The sequence below is a fragment of the Pseudomonas sp. AGC41 genome (assembly GCF_057334555.1).
Genome location: NZ_JBHFJB010000001.1, coordinates 1,209 through 23,897 on the forward strand (window position 1 = coordinate 1,209; position 22,689 = coordinate 23,897).

Here is a 22,689-nt window from a genome sequence, read left to right on the forward strand (position 1 = left end):
CCCCCCCCCCCCCCCCACGGGTTTGCGCCTGGTCGGTAACTTGAATTTCACTCGCTAGTGAGTAGGTATTGACCGGGCTGCGTCCATGCGACTCGCAAGTACGTGCCGCTCAGCAATTGCTCATCACGAAGATACTCGAACACTTCGGAGGGACACCATTCCTTGCCCGCCGAAAAGGCCACCCCCAACGAACGGAGTTCATCGAATACCTTGGCCTTCTGCGTGTTGTCCGCGACGTGCAAAACGTAGATATCTTTCTCTGCCGCGTTTGAAAATCCGATAGCACGCAGGGGCGAATCCAACGTGTTATCCATCACCTGGACACGAATCACATCGCCGTCCGCTTTTTCCACGTACGCCTTCAGCCCATCATTAATCACTGACAAATACCTCGGTTAAAGTGGTAATACCGTCCGCATCCTTGGTAGGAATCGACTCGACAACCATTTCTGGAGCTCCACCCGGCAAGTGTTTGCCTGGCCCCAGGAAATACTGGTTCCCCTCCATTGGACTTCTGGGCATGCGCCCTGCGACATCCTCGACCTGCCTGATCTTGAATCCGCCTTTCAGCGCATCTTTTTCCAAACCAAAGGCGCGCTCCAGCTCCGCAGCTTTTTTACCACTGATGGTCACCTTGGAACGCCCCGAGATGTTCCCGATAACGTCGGTGATGCCTTTCTTATCAGAAACAAAAGTACCGGCCCGGCCAATCGTCGGATAGGCGTCCCACGCCGTCGGGCTAATGTTGAACCCTCGATTGTCCTTGAGCATCTGTTCTTGTCGCTGACGCGCCAGGATCGTCCGCTCGGCCGCAGTCATGGGCTTACGTGCCAACTTCGGCCCGGCACCTAGCAGAGCCATTCCTGCCACGCCTTGAAACAGGTCTCTATATCCGGGGCCGAGACGATCACCCAAATCACCCAGCAGCTCCATGCCGGCATATAGCGCACCACCGATGGCCAAGGCGCCGAAAAAAGCAGCAGCTCCGGCAACAGCCGCAAGCAACAAGGCTCCGCCCGCAGCCAGCAACCCCAACACTTCCAACCCCGAATGCATCCAGCCTTCGAGGTCGAGCACAAACGCCACCGACACCGTCGGCCCACCGATGAAGGTGTTCGGGCTGCCGCTCTTGATGTGAGCGCCGCAGACCATTTTGCTGTGCAAACGCGCGGCTGGTTTGCCGTTGATGAACACCGTGGCGCTGCCTTCGGCGATCAGCACCGGGAAAGGCCAGATCGGATGGTTCATCGGCAGCCCGGTGCAGGAGGAGACGATGTCTTCGCCCGCCCGCATGGCATTTCGATCGTTGATGTAGACGTTGAAGCTGCCCATTATCAACGCCCCCGTGGTGGGTTCGGGCAGGTTGAATAGGGTGGAAAGGCCCTTGACGATCTGGAACATCGACAAGCCGCCGGCGGCAATCGAGCCGGCCATGATCGCCAGCGCCACGCCGCCCGTGGCAACCGTTGCGGCGACAACCGCAGCACCGATCAAGGCGCCGGCCACGGCTCCGGCGACCATTGCGGCCAATCCGAACCCGTGGGCTATTTCGTCACCCAGACGGGCCGCTGCCTGTGCATCCATTGCGAAAATCTACCTTACTGGTGTGTATGACTGCACAGGGGAGTTATCGATGGCCAGAGATCGCTGGTGTTACCGTTCAACGATCAAAGGGTGGCGGATGATTCATTGCTCTTGCAGATAACGCAATGCCCGATGATATTTCGCGGCGCGCTGCAGATCCTTGTCGCGCACAACGGGCAGTCGGGTGAGGTCAAGATTGTCGTGGATGTCCGCTATTTTCACTTGGGTAGCCAGTGGATTGGGACGAATCCGGGCGATGAATTGCTCATAGGATTCGCCCTCGCGCCTGGTCAGGCAGTCGATAGCCGTTACCGCAGCCTCGGGAATGCCAAGCTCGCGCAACTCATCCAGGGTGACGTCGCCGTCTTCGACTACATCATGCAGCAGGCTGACCAGTTGTTGTTCAAGCCCGTCGAATCTCATCATCAGGCGCAACGGGTGGAGGATGTAAGGCTTGCCGGCCTTATCCACCTGACCCGCATGGACCTTTGAAGCCAAGGCGATTGCAGCGTCCAGAATGCTCATCGGCGATCAAAGCCCTTGTCGTATTGTTCCTTGGAAATCTCGCGACCATACAAGACGGCGTCGTTGTACAGCCGGTTGTCCGCAGGAACCGGTTGTTCGCTTTCGGCGGCATAAAACTTCCTGAATACGGTCCCGGTGCGATGGTCCCAACGGAAGGTGACCTCTTCATAGTCGTAGTCCAGGAAAACATCCCGACTGGCGAAGGCACTCAAATCAATTCCCACCATTCCCCCTGACTGCGTCGTAATAGGCCTTGCTCTTGTCTGCGATAGCTTGCGCCTGCGGACTGGCCTTGTCCAAGACCCGGAAGTCTTCGTAATACTTGTGGCCCAGCCCGCCAGGAACCTGGGTTTTTGCGGCGACGGCATTATAGGTGTCGTCCCCCAGCAACACCCGAGCCAGCGGCTCCGGTTCCTTGGCGTAGATCATTTCCGGTGAGTTGACCTGGATTTCTCCCGGTATTCCAGCGCGGGTCTGCATCGTGGAATTGACGCCGCTATAGCCCATTTCGTTAGCGGCACCATCAATCACTTTCACGTTCGCGCCGCGTTTGCCGAGCTCTGCCGCAACGGAACTGATCTGGTCGGATTCGACAATGATCGTGTTCCTGGCCAGGTCCTTGATCCGGGTCGCATCCCCACCATAATCGTTGTCGATTTTCTCTCGGGCACGCGCTTCGGACTTGATCGGCGCCTTGGCGACCTTGCCCCCATACTGGGCGGCGATTTCATCGGCGACGGTATCGATTTCCGCTTTCGCGGCCGGGGCTTTTGCGTAGACCTCTTCGAAGGTCTTGGGCGCCTTGGAGGTGCTGGCTGGCTTGCCCAGTTTCGCCAGCTTCGGCCCCATGCCCAGCAAGGCCATGCCCGCCACGCCTTGCAATAGATCGCGGTAACCCGGACCAAGGCGGTCACCCAAGTCCCCCAGCAGGGCCATGCCTGCCATCGCGGCACCGCCAATGGCGACGGCTGCAGCAAGGGCCGCGGCGCCAGCCATCGCGGCCAATACCAGTGCAGCACCCGCCGCCACGATTCCCAGCGCTTCCAGGCCGGTATGCAACCAGCCTTCGAGGTCCAGCACAAACGCCACCGACACCGTCGGCCCACCGATGAAGGTGTTCGGACTGCCGCTCTTGATATGAGCGCCGCAGACCATCTTGCTGTGCAGGCGCGCGGCCGGCTTGCCGTTGATGAACACCGTGGCGCTGCCTTCGGCGATCAGCACCGGGAAAGGCCAGATCGGATGGTTCATCGGCAGTCCGGTGCAGGAAGACGCGACGTCTTCGCCCGCGCGCATGGCATTGCGGTCGTTGATATAGACGTTGAGGCTGCCCAGTATCAACACTCCCGTGGTCGGCTCGGGCAAGTTGAAGATGGTGGACAGGCCCTTGACGATCTGGAACATCGACAAGCCGCCAGCGGCAATCGAGCCGGCCATGATCGCCAGCGCCACGCCGCCCGTGGCAACTGTTGCGGCAACGACTGCAGCACCGATCAAGGCGCCGGCCACGGCTCCGGCGACCATTGCGGCCACCCCGAACCCGTGGGCTATTTCGTCACCCAGACGTGCCGCCGCCTGTGCATCCATCGCGAAAATCTACCTCACTGATTAGTCTGACTGCGCAGTGGGACGTATCGAAGCTCAGGCAATCGGAGGCTGTGGCTTGAGCGAATGCATCGCCAGCTTCCAGGCCGGCTCGTGATAGGCGAAGTCGTTGGGTGTGGTGGTCAAGGTGGTGATCAGCACGGACGGTTTACGCTCGATGAACACCTGGCGCAGCATCAGGTCGCGTCCTTCGCGTTGCCAGGTGTAATCCAGCAAGGTGGTGGTGTGTCCATGCAGCACCGTGTCCCAGCGCTGGACCAGCTTGAAGCCCGGCAATTGCTGCTCCGCGCTTTTGAGTTGGCGGTCCACATAGTCGGCGAAGGGAGCATCACCCTGGGTGGCATCGCGGCTGATGACGAAACTGGCTTCTTTGGCGGGCCCCACTGCCGGCAGCTTGAAAATGTTGATGCTCTGGTCCTGCCAGGTATCGGGAATTTCGAGATCGGCTTCTTGAATGCGGTATGAGGTCACAGTAATCGCTTTCCATGGACATGAGGTGACGCGTGGAGGAGCAGATATTCGGGTAATGCCTGGCAACAATCAAGAACCGGGTTCCTCTCCTCCAAGTAACCCTCTACATTATGCGATCAGCGTCACCACTCTGGCGATCCGCGCCCCTGCAGAAGCCGTCGAAGGGCATATTCTGTTGATTTTTTGAATCAGACGATTGCAGTCTTCGCCGGCATCAAAAGGACTGCGGCAGCGATAAGGACAACCGATGGTACTCAACCAAGCCTCACGCCTGGCAAAGATCACCAGCCCTCTCGGGCCAGAGGTGCTATTGCTCAAGGACATGGGCGGCGGCGAAGAGCTTGGGCGGCTGTTCAACTATGAGTTGCAACTGCACTCGCTGGACAACGCCATCGACCTCAATCAGGTGCTCGGCAAACCTCTGTGCGTGAGCGTTCAGCTGGATGGCGGTGGCGAGCGGCACTTCCACGGCATCGTCGCGCGCTTCAGCCAGAACATCGACCAGGGCCAGTTCGCCAGCTACCAGGCCACGCTGCGGCCCTGGCTGTGGCTGCTGACCCGGACATCCGACTGCCGGATTTTCCAGAACCTGACGGTTCCGCAGATCATCAAGCAGGTATTCCGCGACCTGGGTTTCTCCGATTTCGAAGACGCCCTCAGCCGGCCGTATCGCGAGTGGGAATACTGCGTCCAGTACCGCGAGACCAGCTTCGATTTCGTCAGCCGGTTGATGGAACAGGAAGGTATCTATTACTTCTTCCGTCATGAACAGGGTCGCCATGTGCTGGTGCTGGCCGACGCCTATGGCGCCCATACCCAAGCGCCCGGCTATGGCTCGGTGCCGTACTACCCGAAGAACGAGCAGCAGCGCGAGCGCGATCATATCCACGACTGGCACCTGGCTCAGGAAGTCCAGCCGGGTTCGCTGGAGCTCAACGACTACGACTTCCAGCGCCCCAGCGCGCGCATCGACGTGCGCTCGGCCATGCCGCGTCCACACACAGCTGGTGACTATCCGCTGTATGACTACCCCGGCACCTACGTGCAGAGCGAAGACGGCGAGCACTACGCCCGCACCCGCATCGAAGCCTTGCAGACCCTGCACGAGCAGGTCGAGCTGGCCGGCAATGCCCGAGGCCTGGGCTCGGGGCATCTGTTCAGCCTGACCGGCTTCAGCCGCCAGGACCAGAACCGCGAATACCTGATCGTCGGCGCGCGTTATTACCTCTCCCAGGAAAGCGGCGAGAGCGGCGTCGGCGCGCCTTCGGCGCAGTTCGAAAGCAGCCTGACCTGCATCGACGCCCAACAAAGTTTCCGCCCGATGGCGATCACCCATCGCCCGATCGTCAAGGGACCGCAGACCGCCCTGGTGGTCGGGCCCAAGGGCGAGGAAATCTGGACCGATCAGTTCGGCCGGGTGAAGGTGCATTTTTATTGGGATCGCCACGACCAGTCCAATGAAAACAGTTCGTGCTGGATTCGTGTGTCGCAAAGCTGGGCCGGGAAAAACTGGGGCTCGATGCAGATTCCGCGTATCGGCCAGGAAGTCATCGTCAGCTTCCTCGAAGGCGACCCGGATCGACCGATCATCACCGGCCGTGTCTACAACGCCGAGCAGACCGTGCCTTACGACCTGCCTGAGAATGCCACCCAGAGCGGCATGAAAAGCCGTTCGAGCAAGGGCGGTACGCCGGCGAATTTCAACGAAATCCGCATGGAAGACAAGAAAGGCGCCGAGCAGCTTTACATCCATGCCGAGCGCAACCAGGACATCGTGGTCGAGGTGGATGAGAGCCATTCGGTCGGCCACGACCGCACCAAGAGCATCGGCCACGACGAAACGGTGATCATCGGCAACAACCGCCTGCGCATCGTCAAGCAGGAGGACATCCTGTCGGTGGGCCAGCGCAAGACCGACAGCATCAGCCAGAGCTACGTCATTGAAGTGGGCGAAAACCTGCGCCTGGTATGCGGTGAGAGCATCCTGGAGCTCAACGCCAGCGGCCAGATCAACCTGACCGGCGTGCAGATCAGCTTCTACGCCAGCGGCGATGCCGAGTTCAACACCGGCGGTGTGCTGCACCTGAACAACGGCGGCGGCCCCGGTGCCACGCCGGACGGCCAGGGCGTCAAGGCCAGCATTGATGCCAACGTCGCCGCCGCCTTTCCCAAAGGCTAACCCAAAGGCTAACTTCGAGACCTGATGCGCCATGACTTACCGTTTGAATGAATTTCAGCTGCAGCTGCCACCCAGCGAGTTGCTCGACGCCTCGATCAACATCCTCAAGTTCCCCGAACTGGGCACGTCTTTGATCGTCAGCCGCAGCCTGCTCGCCGAAGGAGAAACCCTGCAAAGCAACCTCGACGACCAGCTCAAGCGCCTGGAAAAGCAGGTCCAGGACCTGCGCTGCCAACCGGGTGCCACGTTGCGCGTGGGCGCTGGACAGGAAGTCGAAGCCATCGAGTTGCGCAGCCAGTTCAACAAGGGCAACGAAAAGGTCTTCCAATACCAATTGGCGCTGGTATTGCCGGGCACGCGCAAGATGCTTGCCTTGAGTTATGTGAAAGCCGAGAAGCTGGGCGATGCCGAGGCGGCGCATTGGGCGACGATCAAGGGGGCGCTGGTGTTTGACGGTCCGGCTTGACAGCGTCTAAATGCCGGACGGAGGATAGGTTCTATAACTTTTCGCTGGCAAGCCAGACTGGACCCAAATATTTAGAGCCAAATAAAAGGGCATGCCGAGTCGATCGATATGCCCTTTGTATTTTCCAGTTCGTATTCTTGGCGCTCACCGCAAACAAACCCATTATCTAACAGAGCTATTGAGGAAAAACCTTATGCTCTCTGTCCAATAAAATCATGAAGAACGCCGACTGTGATTGAAAGCCATGGACCCGCATTTTCTGACTGACTCGTAACTCAATCAAACTAATCTCAGGAGAAAGACTGGCTAAGACCTTCTTAACGTGAGTGCCGCCAGCTTTCATCTCGCCAACCTTGTACGGGGTGTAACCTAAGCCGGCTTTATTCTCTCCCTTCCCGCCGCTCTTATATACACTATCCCAAGTGTGGCTACCGAGCGTAGTCAAGAAATTAGAAAACTGACCAAGCTCCTCTTTTGTCCACGCAGAAAAACACTCCCAATCTTTCTGAAAATACTTCAGAACCACGTAAGGGTTTTTATTATGGGGCCCATCGCGCGCGCCATCTTTCTTAAACGAAGGAAGATCAAATATCTTCTTCTCTAAAGCCGTGGTAGCCGCACCTTCTTTTTCAACGGCCTTAGCTTCCTCATTCACTTTGCTTTTAGGAAGTTTTGCCATTATATTTCAGCCGAATACTTTGCCTTGAAAAAATAAAGTATTTCAGATTTCGGCATAACAACTTCACAACGCTCTTCTGCGCTGAGCTCACCTCTGGCCTTGATCCAAGGCGCATCTTTATGCGTCATGTCTTCAAGCGTCTTGGCCGGCAGATCGGCGTAGGTGTCAAAAACTTGAACAAGCACTTCCTCAGCTTCGGCGGATAGAACCGGAACTTTTTCATCTTCTGGAACTGGGAGTGGCTTCCACCCATACTGCTTAAATGCATGAAATACTTCAGGAACCACCGGCCCATGAGCCCAAGCCTGAATTTGCTCCGGAAAAAGCTCCTTGCCGATAAGAGTCTGAGTCCAAGCCTCTGCGTAATATAGTAATTTTTGAACTTTCAGATGGGTGACGAGGTCACCCGATTCTGCAAATTTTGCCACGAACCAATTTGCAACTTCTATAGCCCTATGCATCGCCATAACAATTCCTCCATCCTTATCTCGCGGATGCTCTCACCTTTCCCACAGCCGGTCAACTCACAACCGCCGCGCGGTGCCGCACTCCGTAGACGCCGACATTTAAATACTGGCTAAAAAATTATTGAAAGACTTTTCCATTTAAACTAATTAGGCACCGAGGTGATTCATCTGGGTTTGCTTGTTTATCGTGAAAACGAGATTTCCTACAAAACATTTTCTTTACGCCTACACTTTTTAATTTCAGACAGTGCGCCGGTTGCAAACAGACCTTTTGGTCCTCTTTCTGGAGTGATCGGGCGGCCGTCAGCAAAACCCTGAAGGAACGCATAACAGCTTTCCAGGCCGGCTCACGAAACACAAGGTCGTTCGGTGTGGTCGTCACCCTCGCCACAGGTCTTTCGTTTGGCTTTAGTTTTTCAGGTTCGCAGGAATGCCCGGTGCATCTCATCCAGTGTCTGGAAGTGGTGCACCGGGTTTTCTGCGTTCAGCTCCTCGAAACTGCCGAACCCATACCCCACCGCCGCCGCGTCCAGGCCATTGCTGCGCGCGCCGATCAAGTCGTGTTTGCGGTCGCCGATCATCAGGGTGCTGGCCGGGTCGAGGCTCTCTTCGGCCATCAGGTGGGCGATGAGCTCGACCTTGTTGGTGCGGGTTCCGTCCAGTTCGCTGCCGTAGATCACTTTGAAGTGCCGGGCGAAATCGAAATGACGGGCGATTTCCCGGGCGAAAACCCAGGGCTTGGACGTGGCGATGTAAAGCTGTCGACCCTGGCCGCCGAGCGTTTCCAGCAGCGGCACGACACCGTCGAAGACACGGTTTTCGTAGAGACCGGTGACCTTGAAGCGCTCGCGATAGAAATTCACCGCGTCCCAGGCTTTCGCTTCGTCGAAGGCATAGAACTGCATGAAGGCCTGCAACAGCGGCGGGCCAATGAAGTGTTCGAGACGGGTCAGGTCGGGTTCGTTGATGCCCAGTTTGCCCAGGGCGAACTGGATCGAACGGGTGATGCCCTCGCGCGGGTCGGTAAGCGTGCCGTCGAGGTCGAAAAGTATGGTCTGGTAGTGCATGGCTGGTCCTGAGGAAGTAAGTGGGGCTGCTACGCAGCCCAGCGGGAGCAAGCTCCCTCGCCACGATGAAAGCTGGGGGCTGTTAAATCAGGGCTGGTCGTAGCCCTCCGCCAGATGCAGGTCCTTGAGCTTCACATAGTTCGCCGCGCTGTAGCTAAAGAACGCCCGTTCCTTGTCAGTCAGCGGTCGGACCTGCTTTACCGGACTGCCCACATACAGGAAGCCGCTCGCCAGGCGCTTGCCCGGCGGTACGAGGCTGCCGGCACCGATGATCACGTCGTCTTCGACCACCGCGCCATCCATGACGATGCTGCCCATGCCGATCAGGATCCGACTGCCCACCGAGCAACCATGGAGCATGACTTTGTGGGCAATGGTCACGTCGTCGCCGATCAGCAACGGGAAACCGTCGGGGTTGAACGGCCCGGCATGGGTGATGTGCAGCACACAGCCATCCTGGACACTGGTGCGGGCACCGATGCGGATGCGGTGCATGTCGCCACGAATGACGGTCAGCGGCCAGACCGAGCTGTCCGCGCCGATTTCGACGTCGCCGATCACCACTGCGGTGCTGTCGACAAAAGCGCCCGGGGCAAGCCGCGGGCTGTGGTTCTGGTACGTTCGAAGGGTCACGATAGGCTCTCTCTTGTCCGATGATAGGCGCTGCTAGCTGCGGTGAGCGTCGATTGTAATTAAGATGGGCCCATGTTTCTTCCAGCCAAGGTGCCAACCGTGAGCGTGAACAACCCTCTTTTGCAGCCCTACGACCTGCCGCCATTCTCGGCGATCCGTGCCGAGCACGTGCAACCGGCCATCGAGCAGATCCTGGCTGACAACCGTGCCGCCATCGCCGAGATCCTCAAGACACAAGTCGAACAGCCCACCTGGGCTGGCCTGGTATTGGCGATGGACGAGCTCAACGATCGGCTGGGTGCGGCCTGGAGCCCGGTGAGCCATTTGAACGCCGTGCGCAACAGCCCGGAACTGCGCGAAGCCTACGAGGCTTGCCTGCCGGCGCTGAGTGCCTACTCCACCGAGCTGGGCCAGAACCGCGAACTGTTCCAGGCCTTCGAAGCCCTGGCGAACAGCCCCGAAGCCGCCGGTTTCGACGTGGCGCAAAAAACCATCCTGGAACATTCCCTGCGCGATTTCCGCCTGTCGGGCATCGATCTGCCGCCCGAGCAGCAGAAGCGCTACGCCGAAGTGCAAAGCAAGCTGTCCGAACTGGGCAGCCGCTTTTCCAACCAGTTGCTCGACGCTACCCAGGCCTGGACCAAGCATGTCACCGAGGAAGCCGCCCTCGCCGGCCTGACCGACTCGGCCAAGGCGCAAATGGCCGCCGCGGCCCAGGCCAAAGGCCTCGACGGTTGGCTGATCAACCTGGAATTTCCCAGCTATTACGCGGTAATGACCTACGCCGAAGACCGCGCCCTGCGCGAGGAAGTCTACGCCGCCTACTGCACCCGCGCCTCGGACCAGGGGCCGAACGCCGGTCAGAACGATAACGGCCCGGTGATGGAGCAGATCCTCGACCTGCGCCAGGAACTGGCTCAGCTGCTGGGCTTCGCCAACTTCGCCGAATTGAGCCTGGCAACCAAGATGGCCGAATCCAGTGACCAGGTGCTCAGCTTCCTGCGCGACCTGGCCAAGCGCAGCAAACCGTTCGCCGCCCAGGATCTGGAGCAGTTGAAAGCCTTCGCCGCCGAACAGGGCTGCCCCGACCTGCAAAGCTGGGACAGCGGCTTTTATGGCGAAAAACTTCGCCAGCAACGTTACAGCGTCGCTCAGGAAGCCCTGCGGGCCTACTTCCCGATCGACAAAGTATTGAGCGGACTGTTCGCCATCGTGCAACGCCTCTATGGCATCGAGATCGCTGAACTGAAGGGTTTCGATGCCTGGCATCCGGACGTGCGCCTGTTCGAGATCAAGGAGAATGGCCAACATGTCGGCCGCTTCTTCTTCGATCTGTATGCCCGCCCCAACAAGCGTGGCGGCGCCTGGATGGATGGTGCCCGCGATCGCCGCCGTACCCTTGACGGTGTACTGCAAAGCCCGGTCGCCAATCTGGTGTGCAACTTCACCCCGGCCGACAGCGGCAAGCCGGCGCTGCTGACTCACGATGAAGTCACCACGCTGTTCCACGAGTTCGGCCATGGCCTGCACCACCTGCTGACCCGCGTCGAACACGCTGGCGTGTCGGGCATCAATGGCGTGGCTTGGGACGCCGTGGAGCTGCCGAGTCAGTTCATGGAGAACTGGTGCTGGGAGCCTGAAGGCCTGGCGCTGATTTCCGGCCACTACGAAACCGGTGAGCCATTGCCCCAGGACCTGCTGGAAAAAATGCTCGCGGCGAAGAACTTCCAGTCCGGCCTGATGATGGTCCGCCAGTTGGAATTCTCGCTGTTCGACTTCGAACTGCACGCCACCCACGGCGATGGCCGCAGCGTACTGCAAGTGCTCGAAGGCATACGCAACGAGGTGTCGGTGATGCGTCCGCCGGCCTACAACCGTTTTCCTAACAGCTTTGCGCACATCTTTGCCGGCGGCTACGCGGCGGGTTACTACAGCTACAAATGGGCGGAAGTGCTGTCGGCCGATGCGTTCTCCAAGTTCGAAGAGGACGGCGTGCTCAACGCCGACACCGGTCGCGCCTTCCGCGAGGCGATCCTGGCCCGTGGCGGCTCTCAGGAACCGATGGTGCTGTTCGTCGACTTCCGTGGCCGTGAGCCTTCGATTGACGCACTCTTGCGCCATAGCGGCCTGAGTGAGGACGCGGCAGCATGAGTGAGGGGCCTGTGATTACCAAACGACGCTTCATCGCCGGGGCAGTCTGCCCGGCGTGCAGCGAGCCGGACAAGTTGATGATGTGGAATGAGGACGGCGTGCCCCATCGCGAATGCGTGGCCTGTGGTTATTCCGACACGCTCAACGAACAAGGTCTGTCGGTGCCCAAGGAATTGGGCACCCGGGTCAATACGTCCGCTCTGAAAGCGCCGGACGCCAAGGTCCAGGCGGTGCAGTTCTTTCCCAACCCCAAGTTGAAGAAAAAACCCGACTGAAATCTTTGGCATTACCTTCCGGGCCGCCCGGCTCGGAAGCGATACATATATACCGCAGGGCACCCTGCCTTCCTCTTCAGACTGGTCCGACACACCCAGACTGAAAGGACGCGTCCCAATGCCCAATGCGCACAACCCACTGTTGCAAGCGTACGATCTGCCGCCCTTCGCGTGCGTCCAGGCCGAACACTTTTCCCCTGCCCTCGACCAGATAATCGCCGAAAGCCGCGCCAAGGTCGCCGAAATCATCATCAGCCAGACAACCTTCCCGACATGGGACGACCTGGTCCTGGCGATGGATGAAATTCACACTCGGCTGGAGGGTTTCGGCTACCTGCTAGATCGCCTGACCTCGACCCGGACAGGCGAAGGCTGGAAGCAGGCCTCGCTCGACTGCGATGCGCGGCTGCGTGACTTTCAGGTCGGGCTGCACCAAAACACCGAGCTGTTTCAGCTCTATGCGCGCCTGGCGGACAGCGAGATGGCCAGGGGTTTCGAACCGGCACGCAAAAGAGTCCTGGAAAAAGCCCTGCGGCAGTTTCGTGAAAACGCGCCGGTCAACGCAGAGGGCGAACTGAGCCTGCTGCAGGTTCGTATTCAAAACGCCGAAAATCTGTTTCTGGACCAGCTGGGGAAGGCCAATAACGCCTGGGACATCCTCATTGACGATGAGGCCCAGCTCAGCGGCTTGCCGGTGGCATTCAAACAGCACATGGCTCACCTGGCCCGCAACACCGGGCGCACGGGATGGCTGCTGACCCTCAATGAAGAGTCGCATCGCATCGTCACCCGCTATGCCGACAATCGCTCGTTACGCCAGCGGATTCACGAGGCCTACAGCACGCGTGCTTCCGATCAAGGACCGCACGCCGGTCAATTCGATAATGGCAATGTCCTCAAGCAGCTGCTGGACGACCGGCACGCGTATGCCAATTTGTTGGGCTATACCGATTTCGCTCAATGGGCGATCGCGTCGGAGCAGGCCGAGTCCACCGAACAGGTCCTTGCATTCCTGCACAACCAACTCCAGTCACAGCAGAGCAGTCTTGTCCGAGATGCCGAACAGCTCAAGGCTTTCGCCACGGAGCAAAGTATCAGCCCGCCCGAACCTTGGGATTACCCGTACCTCGCGCAAAAGCTCAGTCAGCAGGCGGCAGGCATCTCGCAGCAGGCACTCAGTGCGTGGTTTCCATTGGATCAGGTCTTTGCCCGCCTGTTGACCATCGCGACGAATCTGTTCGCCGTGGATTTCGTCGAACGCCAGGATGTCAGTACCTGGGATCCCGACGTACGTCTTTATGAAGTCATTGAGGGCAATGCGAGCATTGGATATATCTACTTCGATCCGTTCGAGGTCGAGAATCGGGCGGGTTTCCCTTATACCACCACCATTCGCAACCGCCAGATCACCGCGCAAGGTCAGCTGAGGCGCCCGATCGCCGTCCTGCATGGCTGGCTGCCACGAGGGACAGAAGCAGCCCAGTCGCTGCTTGACCACCAGCACCTGCGCATCCTGTTCCATGAGTTCGGCCATTGCTTGCAACATGTCTTGAGTCAGGCAGCCTATCGCGACATCTCGGGCATCATGACCGTATCCCGCGATACGGTCGAATTCGCTGGATGTCTGTTCGAGCAATGGTGCTTTTCGAAGGAATCTCTGCTGCGTATATCGGCCCATTATCAAACCGGGGCGACATTGCCTGACGCAATGGCCGACCAGTTGATAACGCTCGTCACGACCCAGACCAGTTGGGAACCTGCCCTCCTGTTGCGCAACGCATTTTTGGACTTCGAGCTGCACCGTACCCACGCTGACGGACGCACCATCGAGCAGGTATCCCAGCAGGTCAGTCATCTGTTCAGCCATTTGCCAGCAACCGCCAATGCCCGCCTGGCCAACGGGTTGGATTATATGGTGACCGGCTACGGCGCGAGGATGTATGCCTATCCATGGTCCAAGGCCCTGGCGCAAACCGTGTTCGAAAGGTTCAAACGCGACGGATTGTTCAACACGACAACGGGGCGGGCGCTTCGCGAAAACATACTCGGCCCGGTCGATTCCCGGCCTCTGTCCGAATCCATAGCCGCTTTCCTCAGCGCTACCGATCATCGAGAGGGCATCGACGTCAGATGATCGAGATGACGCGCCGTGGTCGTTGAGTTGACCCAGCCTTTCAACGAGCACAGCGCAAACACGCTGGTGCTGCAATCGCCGTCTCTCAAGGCAACACGGAGCTTCTCGACATCGGTCTGCATCATGTAGCGAACCCCGTCCTTGAAGTGGTGGCTGTCGCCGAAACCACCTTCGGTCATCTCCTCCAGGGCGTCTTCCTTGCTCCAGCCCTGCACGACTACCCGGTACATGGCGGCCATCAAACCGGTGCGGTCCGAGCCGTGTTTGCAATGCATGAGCACCGGGCCCTTGGCCTGACCGTCCTGGATGGCGCGCAGGCCCTTGAGAACATCACTGTCGTCGACGTGATTGGTGCGATAGGGCAACTGCACCTGCTTGATGTCAGGCGCGGCCAACCAGTTCGCGTCCGAGACAGGCAGAAAGGTGATGACCGTGCCGATATCGAGTTTCGCCAGCAGGGGCAAGGCGCCGCCGTCCGGCAAGGAACTGCGATAAAGCGTTGGCGACATCTGGTAGAGGTTGTAGCGCTTTTCCACCGGCTGCGCCCATTCTGCGGGCCTGACCTCGGCGCCAGTGGCGGCCTGGGCGGCGGAGTCGACCAGCGCGGCGAGCAAGACCAGGCAGAGCAGGGAACGCAAACAGAGCTTGAGCATGAGGAGCAACCGCCGGGCGAGGACTTGAAGGACAGCAGTTTCGGTTGGCCTCGGTTAAAAGCCTGTGAGCAGGACGTCAAAGCGCCGTGAACCATGCCCTGGTTTTTTCTTCAGCTGCCCAACGGCACTGGTCTCAACTGACGACAGCGAATACTGTATGCACATACAGCTTCCGGAGTATCGCCATGTCCGTCTCACTTCCGCCCCGTGGCCGCAGCACCGCCACCAACCCGCACAACCGCTTCGCACCGAGCCGTTCGGTGGCCGAGGACGATGGCTGGTACCAGGAAGTGCCGCCGACCCAAGGCACCGAGGTGCGCATCGAAACGGCCAAGACCATCATCACTCGCAACACTTCCACGGATATCCCTTTCGATCGCTCGATCAATCCCTACCGCGGCTGCGAACACGGCTGCATTTACTGCTATGCGCGGCCCAGCCATGCCTACTGGGACATGTCGCCAGGGCTGGATTTCGAAACCAAGCTGATCGCCAAGACCAACGCCGCCGATGTGCTGGAGGAGCAGCTGTCGAGGCGTGGCTATCAATGCGCGCCGATTGCCCTGGGTTCCAATACCGATCCCTACCAGCCGATCGAACGCGAGCAGCGCATCACCCGGCGGATTCTCGAAGTGCTGCTGCGCTATCGGCACCCGGTGACAATCGTCACCAAGGGTTCATTGATCCTCCGCGACCTCGATCTGCTGACCGAACTGGCGGAGCAACGCCTGGTACATGTGATGATCAGCCTCACCACGCTGGACGACGAACTCAAGCGCATCCTCGAACCCCGCGCGGCGGCGCCGAAGGCCCGATTGCGGGCGATAAAGGTCATGCGCGAAGCGGGCATCAACGTTGGCGTGCTGTGCGCGCCAATGATCCCGATGATCAACGACAGCGAGATTGAAAGCCTGCTGGCCGAAGCCCACGCTGCCGGTGCGCAGAATGCCGCCTACGTCATGTTGCGCCTACCGCTGGAAGTGGCGCCGCTGTTCGAGGAGTGGTTGCAGGCGCACTATCCGCAGCGCGCCGCCCATGTGCTGAGCCTGGTGCGCCAGAGCCGTGGCGGCGAACTTTACGACAGCCGGTTTGGCGTGCGGATGCGCGGCGAAGGCCCGTTCGCCGACCTGCTGGCCCAGCGCTTCGCCAAGACCCTCAAACGTTTGGGCCTGAACCGACGCGATGGTTACAATCTTGACTGCGATGCCTTCTGTCCGCCGGGCCGACAGATGTCGTTGATTTGATTAAAGTTGGCTTGGTAGCGGGCACTGGACATGAACAGCGCCAGTGTTTCGCCACCGCTGGAATCGTTGTCCTAGAGCCTTCGATTCAGTTTGAGTTAAGTTTCGGCCGCTACCTTGTTCATCGAGTGACTGATGGGTCGAACACGTCGACCTGGATGTTTTTTAACCAGCCACTGGCGTCTTAAAGAGGATGAATCATGAGTGACAAGGACAAACAGCCGTTGGCTGCGTCGGCTTCAGCCCAACCCGAGGCGGAAACCGCCGATGCAGCGCTGCAGCACATTGTTGACGGCTTTTTGCATTTCCATCACGAGATCTTTCCCCAGCAGGAAGAACTCTTCAAGAAACTCGCCACCGCCCAGAAACCCCGGGCGATGTTCATCACCTGCGCCGATTCGCGCATCGTGCCCGAGCTGATCACCCATAGCTCCCCAGGCGACTTGTTCGTGACCCGTAACGTCGGCAACGTCGTTCCACCGTACGGACAAATGAACGGCGGCGTTTCCACCGCCATTGAATACGCCGTGCTGGCCCTGGGTGTGCAACACATTATCGTGTGCGGCCATTCCGATTGCGGCGCCATGCGCGCGGTGCTCAACCCCGACACCCTGGAAAAAATGCCGACGGTCAAGGCCTGGCTGCGCCACGCCGAAGTCGCCAAGACCATGGTCCACGACAACTGCCCGTGCGGTGACGAAAAGCAGACGATGCCCGTCCTCACCGAAGAGAACGTGATCGCCCAGTTGCAGCATTTGCGAACGCACCCTTCGGTGGCCTCTCGCATGGCCAGCGGCCAGTTGTTCATCCATGGCTGGGTGTACAACATCGAGACCAGCGAGATCAAAGCCTTTGATGCGGACCGGGGCTGTTTCCTGCCGCTCGACGGCAGCCATCCGATACCGGTGGCGACGCCCAAAGCGCGCTTCTAACCGCTCCTAAACATCCTTGTGTGGTCGAGCCTCCCGCCATTCGCGCGGGCGGGCCTCGCCATGCCTGAAGAAAATTTCGGGAGAGTCGCCATGCGCGCTGCTCAATTAAAAGCTGTTCTGCCACGGGAGCTCCTGGCTTCGGTGGTTGTGTTTCTGGTGGCGCTGCCCTTGTGCATGGGCATTGCCATTGCCTCGGGCCTGCCACCAGCGAAGGGGCTGATCACCGGTATCGTCGGCGGTTTGATCGTGGGTTTCCTGGCCGGCTCCAAGCTGCAAGTCAGCGGCCCGGCGGCCGGGTTGGCGGTGCTGGTCTTCGAACTGGTGCGCCAGCATGGCGTAGCAATGCTCGGGCCGATCCTTTTGCTGGCAGGTCTCCTGCAGTTGTTAGCCGGGCGTTTTCGCCTCGGTTGCTGGTTCCGGGTCACCGCGCCCGCGGTGGTGTACGGCATGCTGGCCGGTATTGGCGTGCTGATCATCTTGTCCCAGGTCCATGTGATGCTCGACGCGGCGCCCAAGCCTTCGGGGCTGGATAACCTGGCAGCGTTCCCGGCAGCAGTGGCCCAGGCTTTACCCTCGTTTGGCTGGCAGGCCGGCTTGCTCGGCCTGTCGACGATCGCGGTGATGTGGCTGTGGGAAAAGTTTCGCCCCCATAGCCTGCGCTTCGTTCCTGGCGCCCTGCTCGGCGTGGGCCTGGCAACGGTTGCCAGCCTGCTGCTGGCGTTGCAGGTCAAGCGCGTGGAGGTCCCGGAAAACATGGCCGAAGCTATCGACTGGCTGCGCCCGGCGGACTTGCTGAACCTGGCCGACCCCTCCGTGCTGATCGCTGCGTTCGCGGTCGCGTTCATCGCCAGTGCGGAGACCTTGCTCTCGGCGGCTGCCGTCGACCGCATGCACAGCGGCGAGCGGGCGGATTTCGATCGTGAACTGTCCGCCCAAGGTATCGGCAACATGCTCTGTGGCCTACTCGGCGCCTTGCCGATGACCGGCGTGATCGTGCGCAGTTCGGCGAACGTTCAGGCCGGGGCGACCACACGGATGTCGACGATCTTCCACGGTTTGTGGTTGCTGCTCTTCGTGCTGCTGCTGTCCAGCGTGCTGCAAAGCATCCCGGTAGCGAGCCTGGCGGGTGTGCTGGTCTACACCGGTTTCAAACTGGTGGATATCAAGGCCTTCCGTGGCCTGGGCCGTTATGGCCGGATGCCGATGTTCACCTACGCCGCGACGGCGCTGGCGATCATCTTCACCGACCTGCTGACCGGCGTGCTGATCGGTTTCGGCCTGACCCTGGTGAAGCTGGCGTGGAAAGCCTCGCGCCTGAAGATCAGCCTGATCGACCTGCCCCAGGACGGGGAGATGGAACTGCGGTTGGTGGGTGCGGCGACCTTCCTCAAGGTTCCAGCCCTGACCCAGGTGCTGAACACCATTCCCGAAGGCGCGACGGTGCATGTACCGCTCAACAACCTGAGCTACATCGACCATTCCTGCCTGGAACTGCTCGAAGAATGGAGCCGGGCGAATGCCAGCAAGGGTTCGAAGTTGTTGATCGAATCGCGCGGGCTCAAGCGCCGGCTGGAAGGGCGGTTGCGGACGACCGTGGGGGTTGGCGCAACTGCCGGCTGACCGTGTTTCGGCAGGGCTCTTGATGAGCAATACACAGGCCCATGTGGGAGCGAGCCTGCTCGCGAAAGCGGTGTTTCAGTCGACATAAATGTTGAATGATCAAGCGCTTCGCGAGCGGGCTCGCTCCCACAAGGGTTTTGGGTTTTTTCCTGAAGGATCAAGCAGCTGGCTGATCCAGCTCCAGCCCGACACCCAGGCGGCGGGACATGCAGGGCCAGCGCTTCCAGGCCGCGCCGGTTTCCGGGCTGCTGAGTTTCTCGCGGTAGGTCTCCACCGACTCCAGTGCAAACGTCTCATCGTTGAGCATCTCATCGAACGTGTGATGCACCACTTCATCGAGCTGGTTGGCAAATTCCTCACCGATCAGCTGATGGGCAATCAGATTGGCAACCGTCATGTCCAGGGGGATCAGCGGCTGGCCGAAATGCTTGATATACAAGTCGTTGACCTCCTCGACAAAGCGGTGCGCCAGGTAGGCTTCGTCGAGCAGGCTATTGAGCCCGACATGCCCGGCCATGATCGTCGGCGGCTGGAGAAAATACTGCTCGGCAATTTTCAGTACGGGCTTGATCTGCGACTCGATACCCGCCTCCCTGGCGACGTCATTGGCGGCATCCAGCAGGTCAGGCACTTCGTTGATATAGGCCGCGACAAACCGCGCTAGAACGTCGTTGGCGTTCGCGTCCGGGAGCTGAATGGCGGGGTGCAGCGTCGGTAACTGGGACGTCAACTGACGACTCAACAGGCCGGTCTCGGCCTCGTGTCGTTGGGCTTTTTGGATCTGCTCGCGCAATGCGGCGGTGTTCATGACAACTCCAGGAAACAACAGGCAATGAAATAGGAATGACATAACTTAGCTGGCGCATAAAAACTCCTAAGACCTATTTTGCATAAGTTTTTCATCCTTGATACGTCGCCGTTATATCGGTTTGCCATCACTCTGCTGCGCATCCTTCTCCATTCGTGGGCTCTGGCGCAAGTCCCAGCTGTTTCAAACGATTTACGCCGTCGCGTTGCGAGGTTGCGGGTGCTGTCTATACTCGGTTTGGAATGGAGTTAGCCGATGACACCCGATTGCATGTGCAGCAAGGCGCGGCGAGTCAAGTAAGCAGTCTGGAATGCCGATCCCTTGCCGCAGGCGTTACGCCTACGGGATAACAAGAACGATAAGGGGAACCCGCAATGACGCGACATCCACACGTATGGATGGGCCTCCTGTTGTGGTCGATTTTCAGCCAGGCGCAAGCGGCCTGGACTGTGAATATGGCGCCTGGAGCGACACAGATCAGCAACGCAGTGTTCGACCTGCACATGACCATCTTCTGGATCTGTGTGGTCATCGGCATCATCGTCTTCGGCGCCATGTTCTGGTCGATGATGATGCACCGCCGCTCGACCGGCCAGAACGCCGCCCACTTCCACGAAAACACTCGCGTGGAAATCCTCTGGACCATCGTGCCCTTGCTGATCCTGGTGGCCATGGCGGTTCCCGCCACCGCCACCCTGATCAAGATGTACGACTCCAGCGAGTCGGAAATCGACATCCAGGTCACCGGCTACCAATGGAAGTGGCACTACAAATACCTGGGCCAGGACGTCGAGTTCTTCAGCAACCTGGCCACGCCTGCCGAACAGATCCATAACCAGAGCGCCAAGGGCGAGCACTACCTGCTGGAAGTCGACAAGCCGCTGGTGCTGCCGGTCGATGCCAAGGTGCGCTTCCTGGTGACCTCCGCCGACGTGATCCACTCGTGGTGGGTGCCGGCCTTCGCCGTCAAGCGCGACGCCATTCCGGGGTTCGTCAACGAAGCCTGGACCCGCGTCGACAAGCCCGGCATTTATCGCGGCCAGTGCGCCGAGCTGTGCGGCAAGGACCATGGTTTCATGCCGATCGTGGTGGAGGTCAAGAGCAAGCCCGACTACGAAAAATGGCTGGGCGAACGCAAGGCCGAAGCCGCGCAGCTCAAAGAGCTGACCAGCAAGGAATGGACCCTGGAAGAACTCAAGGAGCGTGGCGACAAGGTCTACCACACCACTTGCGTGGCCTGTCACCAGGCCGAAGGCCAGGGCTTGCCGCCGATGTTCCCAGCGCTCAAGGGCTCGAAAATCGCCACGGGGCCGATCAAGGATCACTTGAACATCGTCTTCCACGGCAAGCCCGGCACCTCCATGGCCGCGTTCGGCAAACAGTTGTCGGAAGTCGATATTGCCGCGGTCGTGACCTATGAGCGTAACGCCTGGGGCAACAACAAGGGCGACATGGTTACGCCTAAAGAAGTGCTGGAACTCAAACAGGCGGAAAGCCAATGAGCCGCCCTGACGTCTGTTCCCGCAACCGGTCGGGGCTCGTTGCCCCGCGCCGACCAGCCCATTCGTTCGAAGGAGACAGGACATGAGTGCTGTGATCGATGACCACGGTCATGCCGGCGCCGACCACGCCCACGGCCCCGCCAAGGGCCTGATGCGCTGGGTACTGACCACCAACCACAAGGACATCGGCACGCTGTACCTGTGGTTCGCGTTCTCCATGTTCCTGCTGGGCGGCTCGTTCGCCATGGTGATCCGCGCCGAGCTGTTCCAGCCCGGCCTGCAGATCGTCCAGCCGGAATTCTTCAACCAGATGACCACCATGCATGGCCTGGTGATGGTTTTTGGCGCGGTAATGCCGGCCTTCGTCGGCCTCGCCAACTGGATGGTCCCGCTGATGATCGGCGCGCCGGACATGGCCCTGCCGCGGATGAACAACTTCAGTTTCTGGCTGCTGCCGGCGGCGTTCCTGATGCTGGTTTCCACCCTGTTCACACCGGGCGGCGGGCCTAACTTCGGCTGGACCTTCTACGCGCCGCTGTCCACCACCTATGCGCCGGAAAGCGTGACGTTCTTCATCTTTGCCATCCACCTGATGGGCATCAGCTCGATCATGGGCGCGATCAACGTGGTCGCCACCATCCTCAACCTGCGCGCCCCCGGCATGACACTGATGAAGATGCCGCTGTTCGTCTGGACCTGGCTGATCACCGCCTTCCTGCTGATCGCGGTAATGCCGGTGCTGGCCGGCTGCGTGACGATGATGCTGATGGACATCCACTTCGGCACCAGCTTCTTCAACGCCGCCGGTGGCGGTGACCCGGTGCTGTTCCAGCATGTGTTCTGGTTCTTCGGCCACCCCGAGGTGTACATCATGATCCTGCCGGCCTTCGGTGCCGTCAGCTCGATCATCCCGGCGTTCTCGCGCAAGCCGCTGTTCGGCTACACCTCCATGGTCTACGCCACGGCGGCGATTGCCTTCCTCTCGTTCATCGTCTGGGCGCACCACATGTTCGTGGTCGGCATTCCGCTGGTAGGCGAGCTGTTCTTCATGTACGCCACCCTGCTGATCGCCGTGCCCACCGGGGTGAAGGTGTTCAACTGGGCGAGCACCATGTGGCAAGGCTCACTGACCTTCGAGACACCGATGCTGTTTGCCGTGGCGTTCGTGATCCTGTTTTCCATCGGTGGTTTCTCCGGGCTGATGCTGGCCATCGCGCCGGCGGACTTCCAGTACCAGGACACCTACTTCGTGGTCGCCCATTTCCACTACGTGCTGGTGCCGGGTGCGATCTTCGGGATTTTCGCCTCGGCCTACTACTGGCTGCCGAAATGGACCGGCCACATGTACGACGAAACCCTCGGCAAGCTGCATTTCTGGCTCTCGTTCATCGGCATGAACATGGCGTTCTTCCCGATGCACTTCGTCGGCCTGGCGGGCATGCCTCGGCGGATTCCCGACTACAACCTGCAGTTCGCCGATTTCAACATGGTCTCGTCCATCGGCGCGTTCATGTTCGGCACCACACAGATCTTCTTCCTGTTCATCGTGATCAAGACCATCCGTGGCGGTGAGCCGGCACCGGCCAAACCATGGGATGGTGCCGAAGGGCTGGAATGGAGCGTGCCGTCACCGGCGCCGTATCACACCTTCACCACGCCGCCGGAAGTGAAATGAACACGCCAGCTTCTGTGGGAGG

22 protein-coding genes are annotated in these 22,689 nt (G+C 59.6%); 10 read left to right on the forward strand and 12 right to left on the reverse strand.

The annotated features are described in order from the left end of the window. Window positions 1-47: 47 nt before the first annotated feature. From ACE04F_RS00010 to ACE04F_RS00035, 6 genes are all read right to left on the reverse strand, one after another. Window positions 48-380, reverse strand: a complete 333-nt coding sequence (locus ACE04F_RS00010) for a hypothetical protein (protein WP_486103868.1) — start codon at window positions 378-380, stop codon at window positions 48-50. Further along, window positions 373-1,584, reverse strand: a complete 1,212-nt coding sequence (locus ACE04F_RS00015; RefSeq protein ID WP_486103870.1) for a PAAR domain-containing protein — start codon at window positions 1,582-1,584, stop codon at window positions 373-375. The genes ACE04F_RS00010 and ACE04F_RS00015 overlap by 8 nt, the downstream gene beginning before the upstream one ends. Before the next feature lie 102 nt (window positions 1,585-1,686). Then, a complete protein-coding gene (locus tag ACE04F_RS00020; protein ID WP_486103872.1) occupies window positions 1,687-2,109 on the reverse strand; it encodes a GTP pyrophosphokinase in 423 nt (140 codons plus the stop codon). Then, window positions 2,106-2,336, reverse strand: coding sequence for a hypothetical protein (locus ACE04F_RS00025; protein ID WP_486103873.1), 231 nt, complete (start codon window positions 2,334-2,336; stop codon window positions 2,106-2,108). The genes ACE04F_RS00020 and ACE04F_RS00025 overlap by 4 nt, the downstream gene beginning before the upstream one ends. Further along, complete coding sequence (locus ACE04F_RS00030; RefSeq protein WP_486103875.1) at window positions 2,323-3,696, reverse strand: PAAR domain-containing protein; 1,374 nt, start codon at window positions 3,694-3,696, stop codon at window positions 2,323-2,325. The genes ACE04F_RS00025 and ACE04F_RS00030 overlap by 14 nt, the downstream gene beginning before the upstream one ends. Before the next feature lie 54 nt (window positions 3,697-3,750). After that, complete coding sequence (locus tag ACE04F_RS00035; RefSeq protein ID WP_486103877.1) at window positions 3,751-4,185, reverse strand: DUF1795 domain-containing protein; 435 nt, start codon at window positions 4,183-4,185, stop codon at window positions 3,751-3,753. 247 nt (window positions 4,186-4,432) lie between these two features. Between ACE04F_RS00035 and ACE04F_RS00040 the strand changes: the two genes are divergently transcribed. Both ACE04F_RS00040 and ACE04F_RS00045 read left to right on the forward strand, forming a co-directional pair. After that, window positions 4,433-6,364, forward strand: a complete 1,932-nt coding sequence (locus tag ACE04F_RS00040; RefSeq protein WP_486103878.1) for a type VI secretion system Vgr family protein — start codon at window positions 4,433-4,435, stop codon at window positions 6,362-6,364. A gap of 31 nt (window positions 6,365-6,395) precedes the next feature. Continuing rightward, window positions 6,396-6,830: a DcrB-related protein gene (locus ACE04F_RS00045; RefSeq protein ID WP_486103880.1), complete on the forward strand. Its 435-nt coding sequence runs from the start codon at window positions 6,396-6,398 to the stop codon at window positions 6,828-6,830. 175 nt (window positions 6,831-7,005) lie between these two features. Here ACE04F_RS00045 and ACE04F_RS00050 read toward each other — a convergent pair whose 3' ends face one another. The 4 genes from ACE04F_RS00050 to ACE04F_RS00065 all read right to left on the reverse strand — a co-directional run bounded on the left by ACE04F_RS00050 (window position 7,006) and on the right by ACE04F_RS00065 (window position 9,676). Next, a complete protein-coding gene (locus ACE04F_RS00050; protein WP_486103882.1) occupies window positions 7,006-7,509 on the reverse strand; it encodes a hypothetical protein in 504 nt (167 codons plus the stop codon). Then, the gene (locus ACE04F_RS00055; RefSeq protein WP_486103884.1) at window positions 7,509-7,976 is read right to left on the reverse strand and encodes a Panacea domain-containing protein; all 468 of its coding nucleotides are present in this window, start codon (window positions 7,974-7,976) and stop codon (window positions 7,509-7,511) included. The genes ACE04F_RS00050 and ACE04F_RS00055 overlap by 1 nt, the downstream gene beginning before the upstream one ends. A gap of 416 nt (window positions 7,977-8,392) precedes the next feature. Then, window positions 8,393-9,043, reverse strand: a complete 651-nt coding sequence (locus tag ACE04F_RS00060) for an HAD family hydrolase (protein WP_486103886.1) — start codon at window positions 9,041-9,043, stop codon at window positions 8,393-8,395. A gap of 87 nt (window positions 9,044-9,130) precedes the next feature. After that, window positions 9,131-9,676, reverse strand: coding sequence for a gamma carbonic anhydrase family protein (locus ACE04F_RS00065; protein WP_486103888.1), 546 nt, complete (start codon window positions 9,674-9,676; stop codon window positions 9,131-9,133). 72 nt (window positions 9,677-9,748) lie between these two features. On the opposite strand from ACE04F_RS00065, the gene prlC reads away from it, so the two are divergent. The 3 genes from prlC (at window position 9,749) to ACE04F_RS00080 (ending at window position 14,236) form a co-directional block, all read left to right on the forward strand. Then, window positions 9,749-11,827: an oligopeptidase A gene (gene prlC / locus ACE04F_RS00070; protein ID WP_486103890.1), complete on the forward strand. Its 2,079-nt coding sequence runs from the start codon at window positions 9,749-9,751 to the stop codon at window positions 11,825-11,827. After that, on the forward strand, window positions 11,824-12,102 hold the full coding sequence (locus ACE04F_RS00075) for a YheV family putative zinc ribbon protein (protein ID WP_343468665.1): 279 nt from the start codon (window positions 11,824-11,826) through the stop codon (window positions 12,100-12,102). Before prlC ends, ACE04F_RS00075 begins: the two co-directional genes overlap by 4 nt. Before the next feature lie 118 nt (window positions 12,103-12,220). Beyond that, window positions 12,221-14,236, forward strand: a complete 2,016-nt coding sequence (locus ACE04F_RS00080; protein WP_486103892.1) for a M3 family metallopeptidase — start codon at window positions 12,221-12,223, stop codon at window positions 14,234-14,236. Here ACE04F_RS00080 and ACE04F_RS00085 read toward each other — a convergent pair. After that, window positions 14,209-14,889, reverse strand: a complete 681-nt coding sequence (locus ACE04F_RS00085) for a phosphatase domain-containing protein (protein ID WP_486103894.1) — start codon at window positions 14,887-14,889, stop codon at window positions 14,209-14,211. The genes ACE04F_RS00080 and ACE04F_RS00085 overlap by 28 nt on opposite strands. A gap of 185 nt (window positions 14,890-15,074) precedes the next feature. On the opposite strand from ACE04F_RS00085, the gene ACE04F_RS00090 reads away from it, so the two are divergent. The 3 genes from ACE04F_RS00090 (at window position 15,075) to ACE04F_RS00100 (ending at window position 18,682) form a co-directional block, all read left to right on the forward strand. Beyond that, window positions 15,075-16,133: a PA0069 family radical SAM protein gene (locus ACE04F_RS00090; RefSeq protein ID WP_486103896.1), complete on the forward strand. Its 1,059-nt coding sequence runs from the start codon at window positions 15,075-15,077 to the stop codon at window positions 16,131-16,133. Between the two features lie 197 nt (window positions 16,134-16,330). Then, the gene (locus ACE04F_RS00095; RefSeq protein ID WP_434570828.1) at window positions 16,331-17,062 is read left to right on the forward strand and encodes a carbonic anhydrase; all 732 of its coding nucleotides are present in this window, start codon (window positions 16,331-16,333) and stop codon (window positions 17,060-17,062) included. A 90-nt stretch (window positions 17,063-17,152) separates the two neighbouring features. Then, the gene (locus tag ACE04F_RS00100; protein WP_434570827.1) at window positions 17,153-18,682 is read left to right on the forward strand and encodes a SulP family inorganic anion transporter; all 1,530 of its coding nucleotides are present in this window, start codon (window positions 17,153-17,155) and stop codon (window positions 18,680-18,682) included. 157 nt (window positions 18,683-18,839) lie between these two features. Here the strand turns inward: ACE04F_RS00100 and ACE04F_RS00105 are convergent, their stop codons facing one another. Continuing rightward, entirely contained in the window at window positions 18,840-19,490 is a 651-nt protein-coding gene (locus ACE04F_RS00105; protein WP_486103898.1) for a hypothetical protein, read from the reverse strand. 374 nt (window positions 19,491-19,864) lie between these two features. On the opposite strand from ACE04F_RS00105, the gene coxB reads away from it, so the two are divergent. Both coxB and ctaD read left to right on the forward strand, forming a co-directional pair. Continuing rightward, window positions 19,865-20,992, forward strand: a complete 1,128-nt coding sequence (gene coxB / locus ACE04F_RS00110) for a cytochrome c oxidase subunit II (protein WP_486103900.1) — start codon at window positions 19,865-19,867, stop codon at window positions 20,990-20,992. An 82-nt stretch (window positions 20,993-21,074) separates the two neighbouring features. Continuing rightward, window positions 21,075-22,667: a cytochrome c oxidase subunit I gene (ctaD, locus tag ACE04F_RS00115; RefSeq protein ID WP_305497829.1), complete on the forward strand. Its 1,593-nt coding sequence runs from the start codon at window positions 21,075-21,077 to the stop codon at window positions 22,665-22,667. Window positions 22,668-22,689 lie beyond the last annotated feature (22 nt).

Excerpts from the sequence above, each read along its gene's own strand:
- ACE04F_RS00015 (WP_486103870.1), bottom strand. The coding sequence starts at position 1,584 with ATGGATGCACAGGCAGCGGCCCGTCTGGGTGACGAAATAGCCCACGGG.
- ACE04F_RS00020 (WP_486103872.1), bottom strand. The coding sequence starts at position 2,109 with ATGAGCATTCTGGACGCTGCAATCGCCTTGGCTTCAAAGGTCCATGCG.
- ACE04F_RS00025 (WP_486103873.1), bottom strand. The coding sequence starts at position 2,336 with ATGGTGGGAATTGATTTGAGTGCCTTCGCCAGTCGGGATGTTTTCCTG.
- ACE04F_RS00030 (WP_486103875.1), bottom strand. The coding sequence starts at position 3,696 with ATGGATGCACAGGCGGCGGCACGTCTGGGTGACGAAATAGCCCACGGG.
- ACE04F_RS00040 (WP_486103878.1), top strand. The coding sequence starts at position 4,433 with ATGGTACTCAACCAAGCCTCACGCCTGGCAAAGATCACCAGCCCTCTC.
- ACE04F_RS00045 (WP_486103880.1), top strand. The coding sequence starts at position 6,396 with ATGACTTACCGTTTGAATGAATTTCAGCTGCAGCTGCCACCCAGCGAG.
- ACE04F_RS00050 (WP_486103882.1), bottom strand. The coding sequence starts at position 7,509 with ATGGCAAAACTTCCTAAAAGCAAAGTGAATGAGGAAGCTAAGGCCGTT.
- ACE04F_RS00055 (WP_486103884.1), bottom strand. The coding sequence starts at position 7,976 with ATGGCGATGCATAGGGCTATAGAAGTTGCAAATTGGTTCGTGGCAAAA.
- ACE04F_RS00060 (WP_486103886.1), bottom strand. The coding sequence starts at position 9,043 with ATGCACTACCAGACCATACTTTTCGACCTCGACGGCACGCTTACCGAC.
- prlC (WP_486103890.1), top strand. The coding sequence starts at position 9,749 with ATGTTTCTTCCAGCCAAGGTGCCAACCGTGAGCGTGAACAACCCTCTT.
- ACE04F_RS00075 (WP_343468665.1), top strand. The coding sequence starts at position 11,824 with ATGAGTGAGGGGCCTGTGATTACCAAACGACGCTTCATCGCCGGGGCA.
- ACE04F_RS00080 (WP_486103892.1), top strand. The coding sequence starts at position 12,221 with ATGCCCAATGCGCACAACCCACTGTTGCAAGCGTACGATCTGCCGCCC.
- ACE04F_RS00085 (WP_486103894.1), bottom strand. The coding sequence starts at position 14,889 with ATGCTCAAGCTCTGTTTGCGTTCCCTGCTCTGCCTGGTCTTGCTCGCC.
- ACE04F_RS00090 (WP_486103896.1), top strand. The coding sequence starts at position 15,075 with ATGTCCGTCTCACTTCCGCCCCGTGGCCGCAGCACCGCCACCAACCCG.
- ACE04F_RS00095 (WP_434570828.1), top strand. The coding sequence starts at position 16,331 with ATGAGTGACAAGGACAAACAGCCGTTGGCTGCGTCGGCTTCAGCCCAA.
- ACE04F_RS00100 (WP_434570827.1), top strand. The coding sequence starts at position 17,153 with ATGCGCGCTGCTCAATTAAAAGCTGTTCTGCCACGGGAGCTCCTGGCT.
- ACE04F_RS00105 (WP_486103898.1), bottom strand. The coding sequence starts at position 19,490 with ATGAACACCGCCGCATTGCGCGAGCAGATCCAAAAAGCCCAACGACAC.
- coxB (WP_486103900.1), top strand. The coding sequence starts at position 19,865 with ATGACGCGACATCCACACGTATGGATGGGCCTCCTGTTGTGGTCGATT.
- ctaD (WP_305497829.1), top strand. The coding sequence starts at position 21,075 with ATGAGTGCTGTGATCGATGACCACGGTCATGCCGGCGCCGACCACGCC.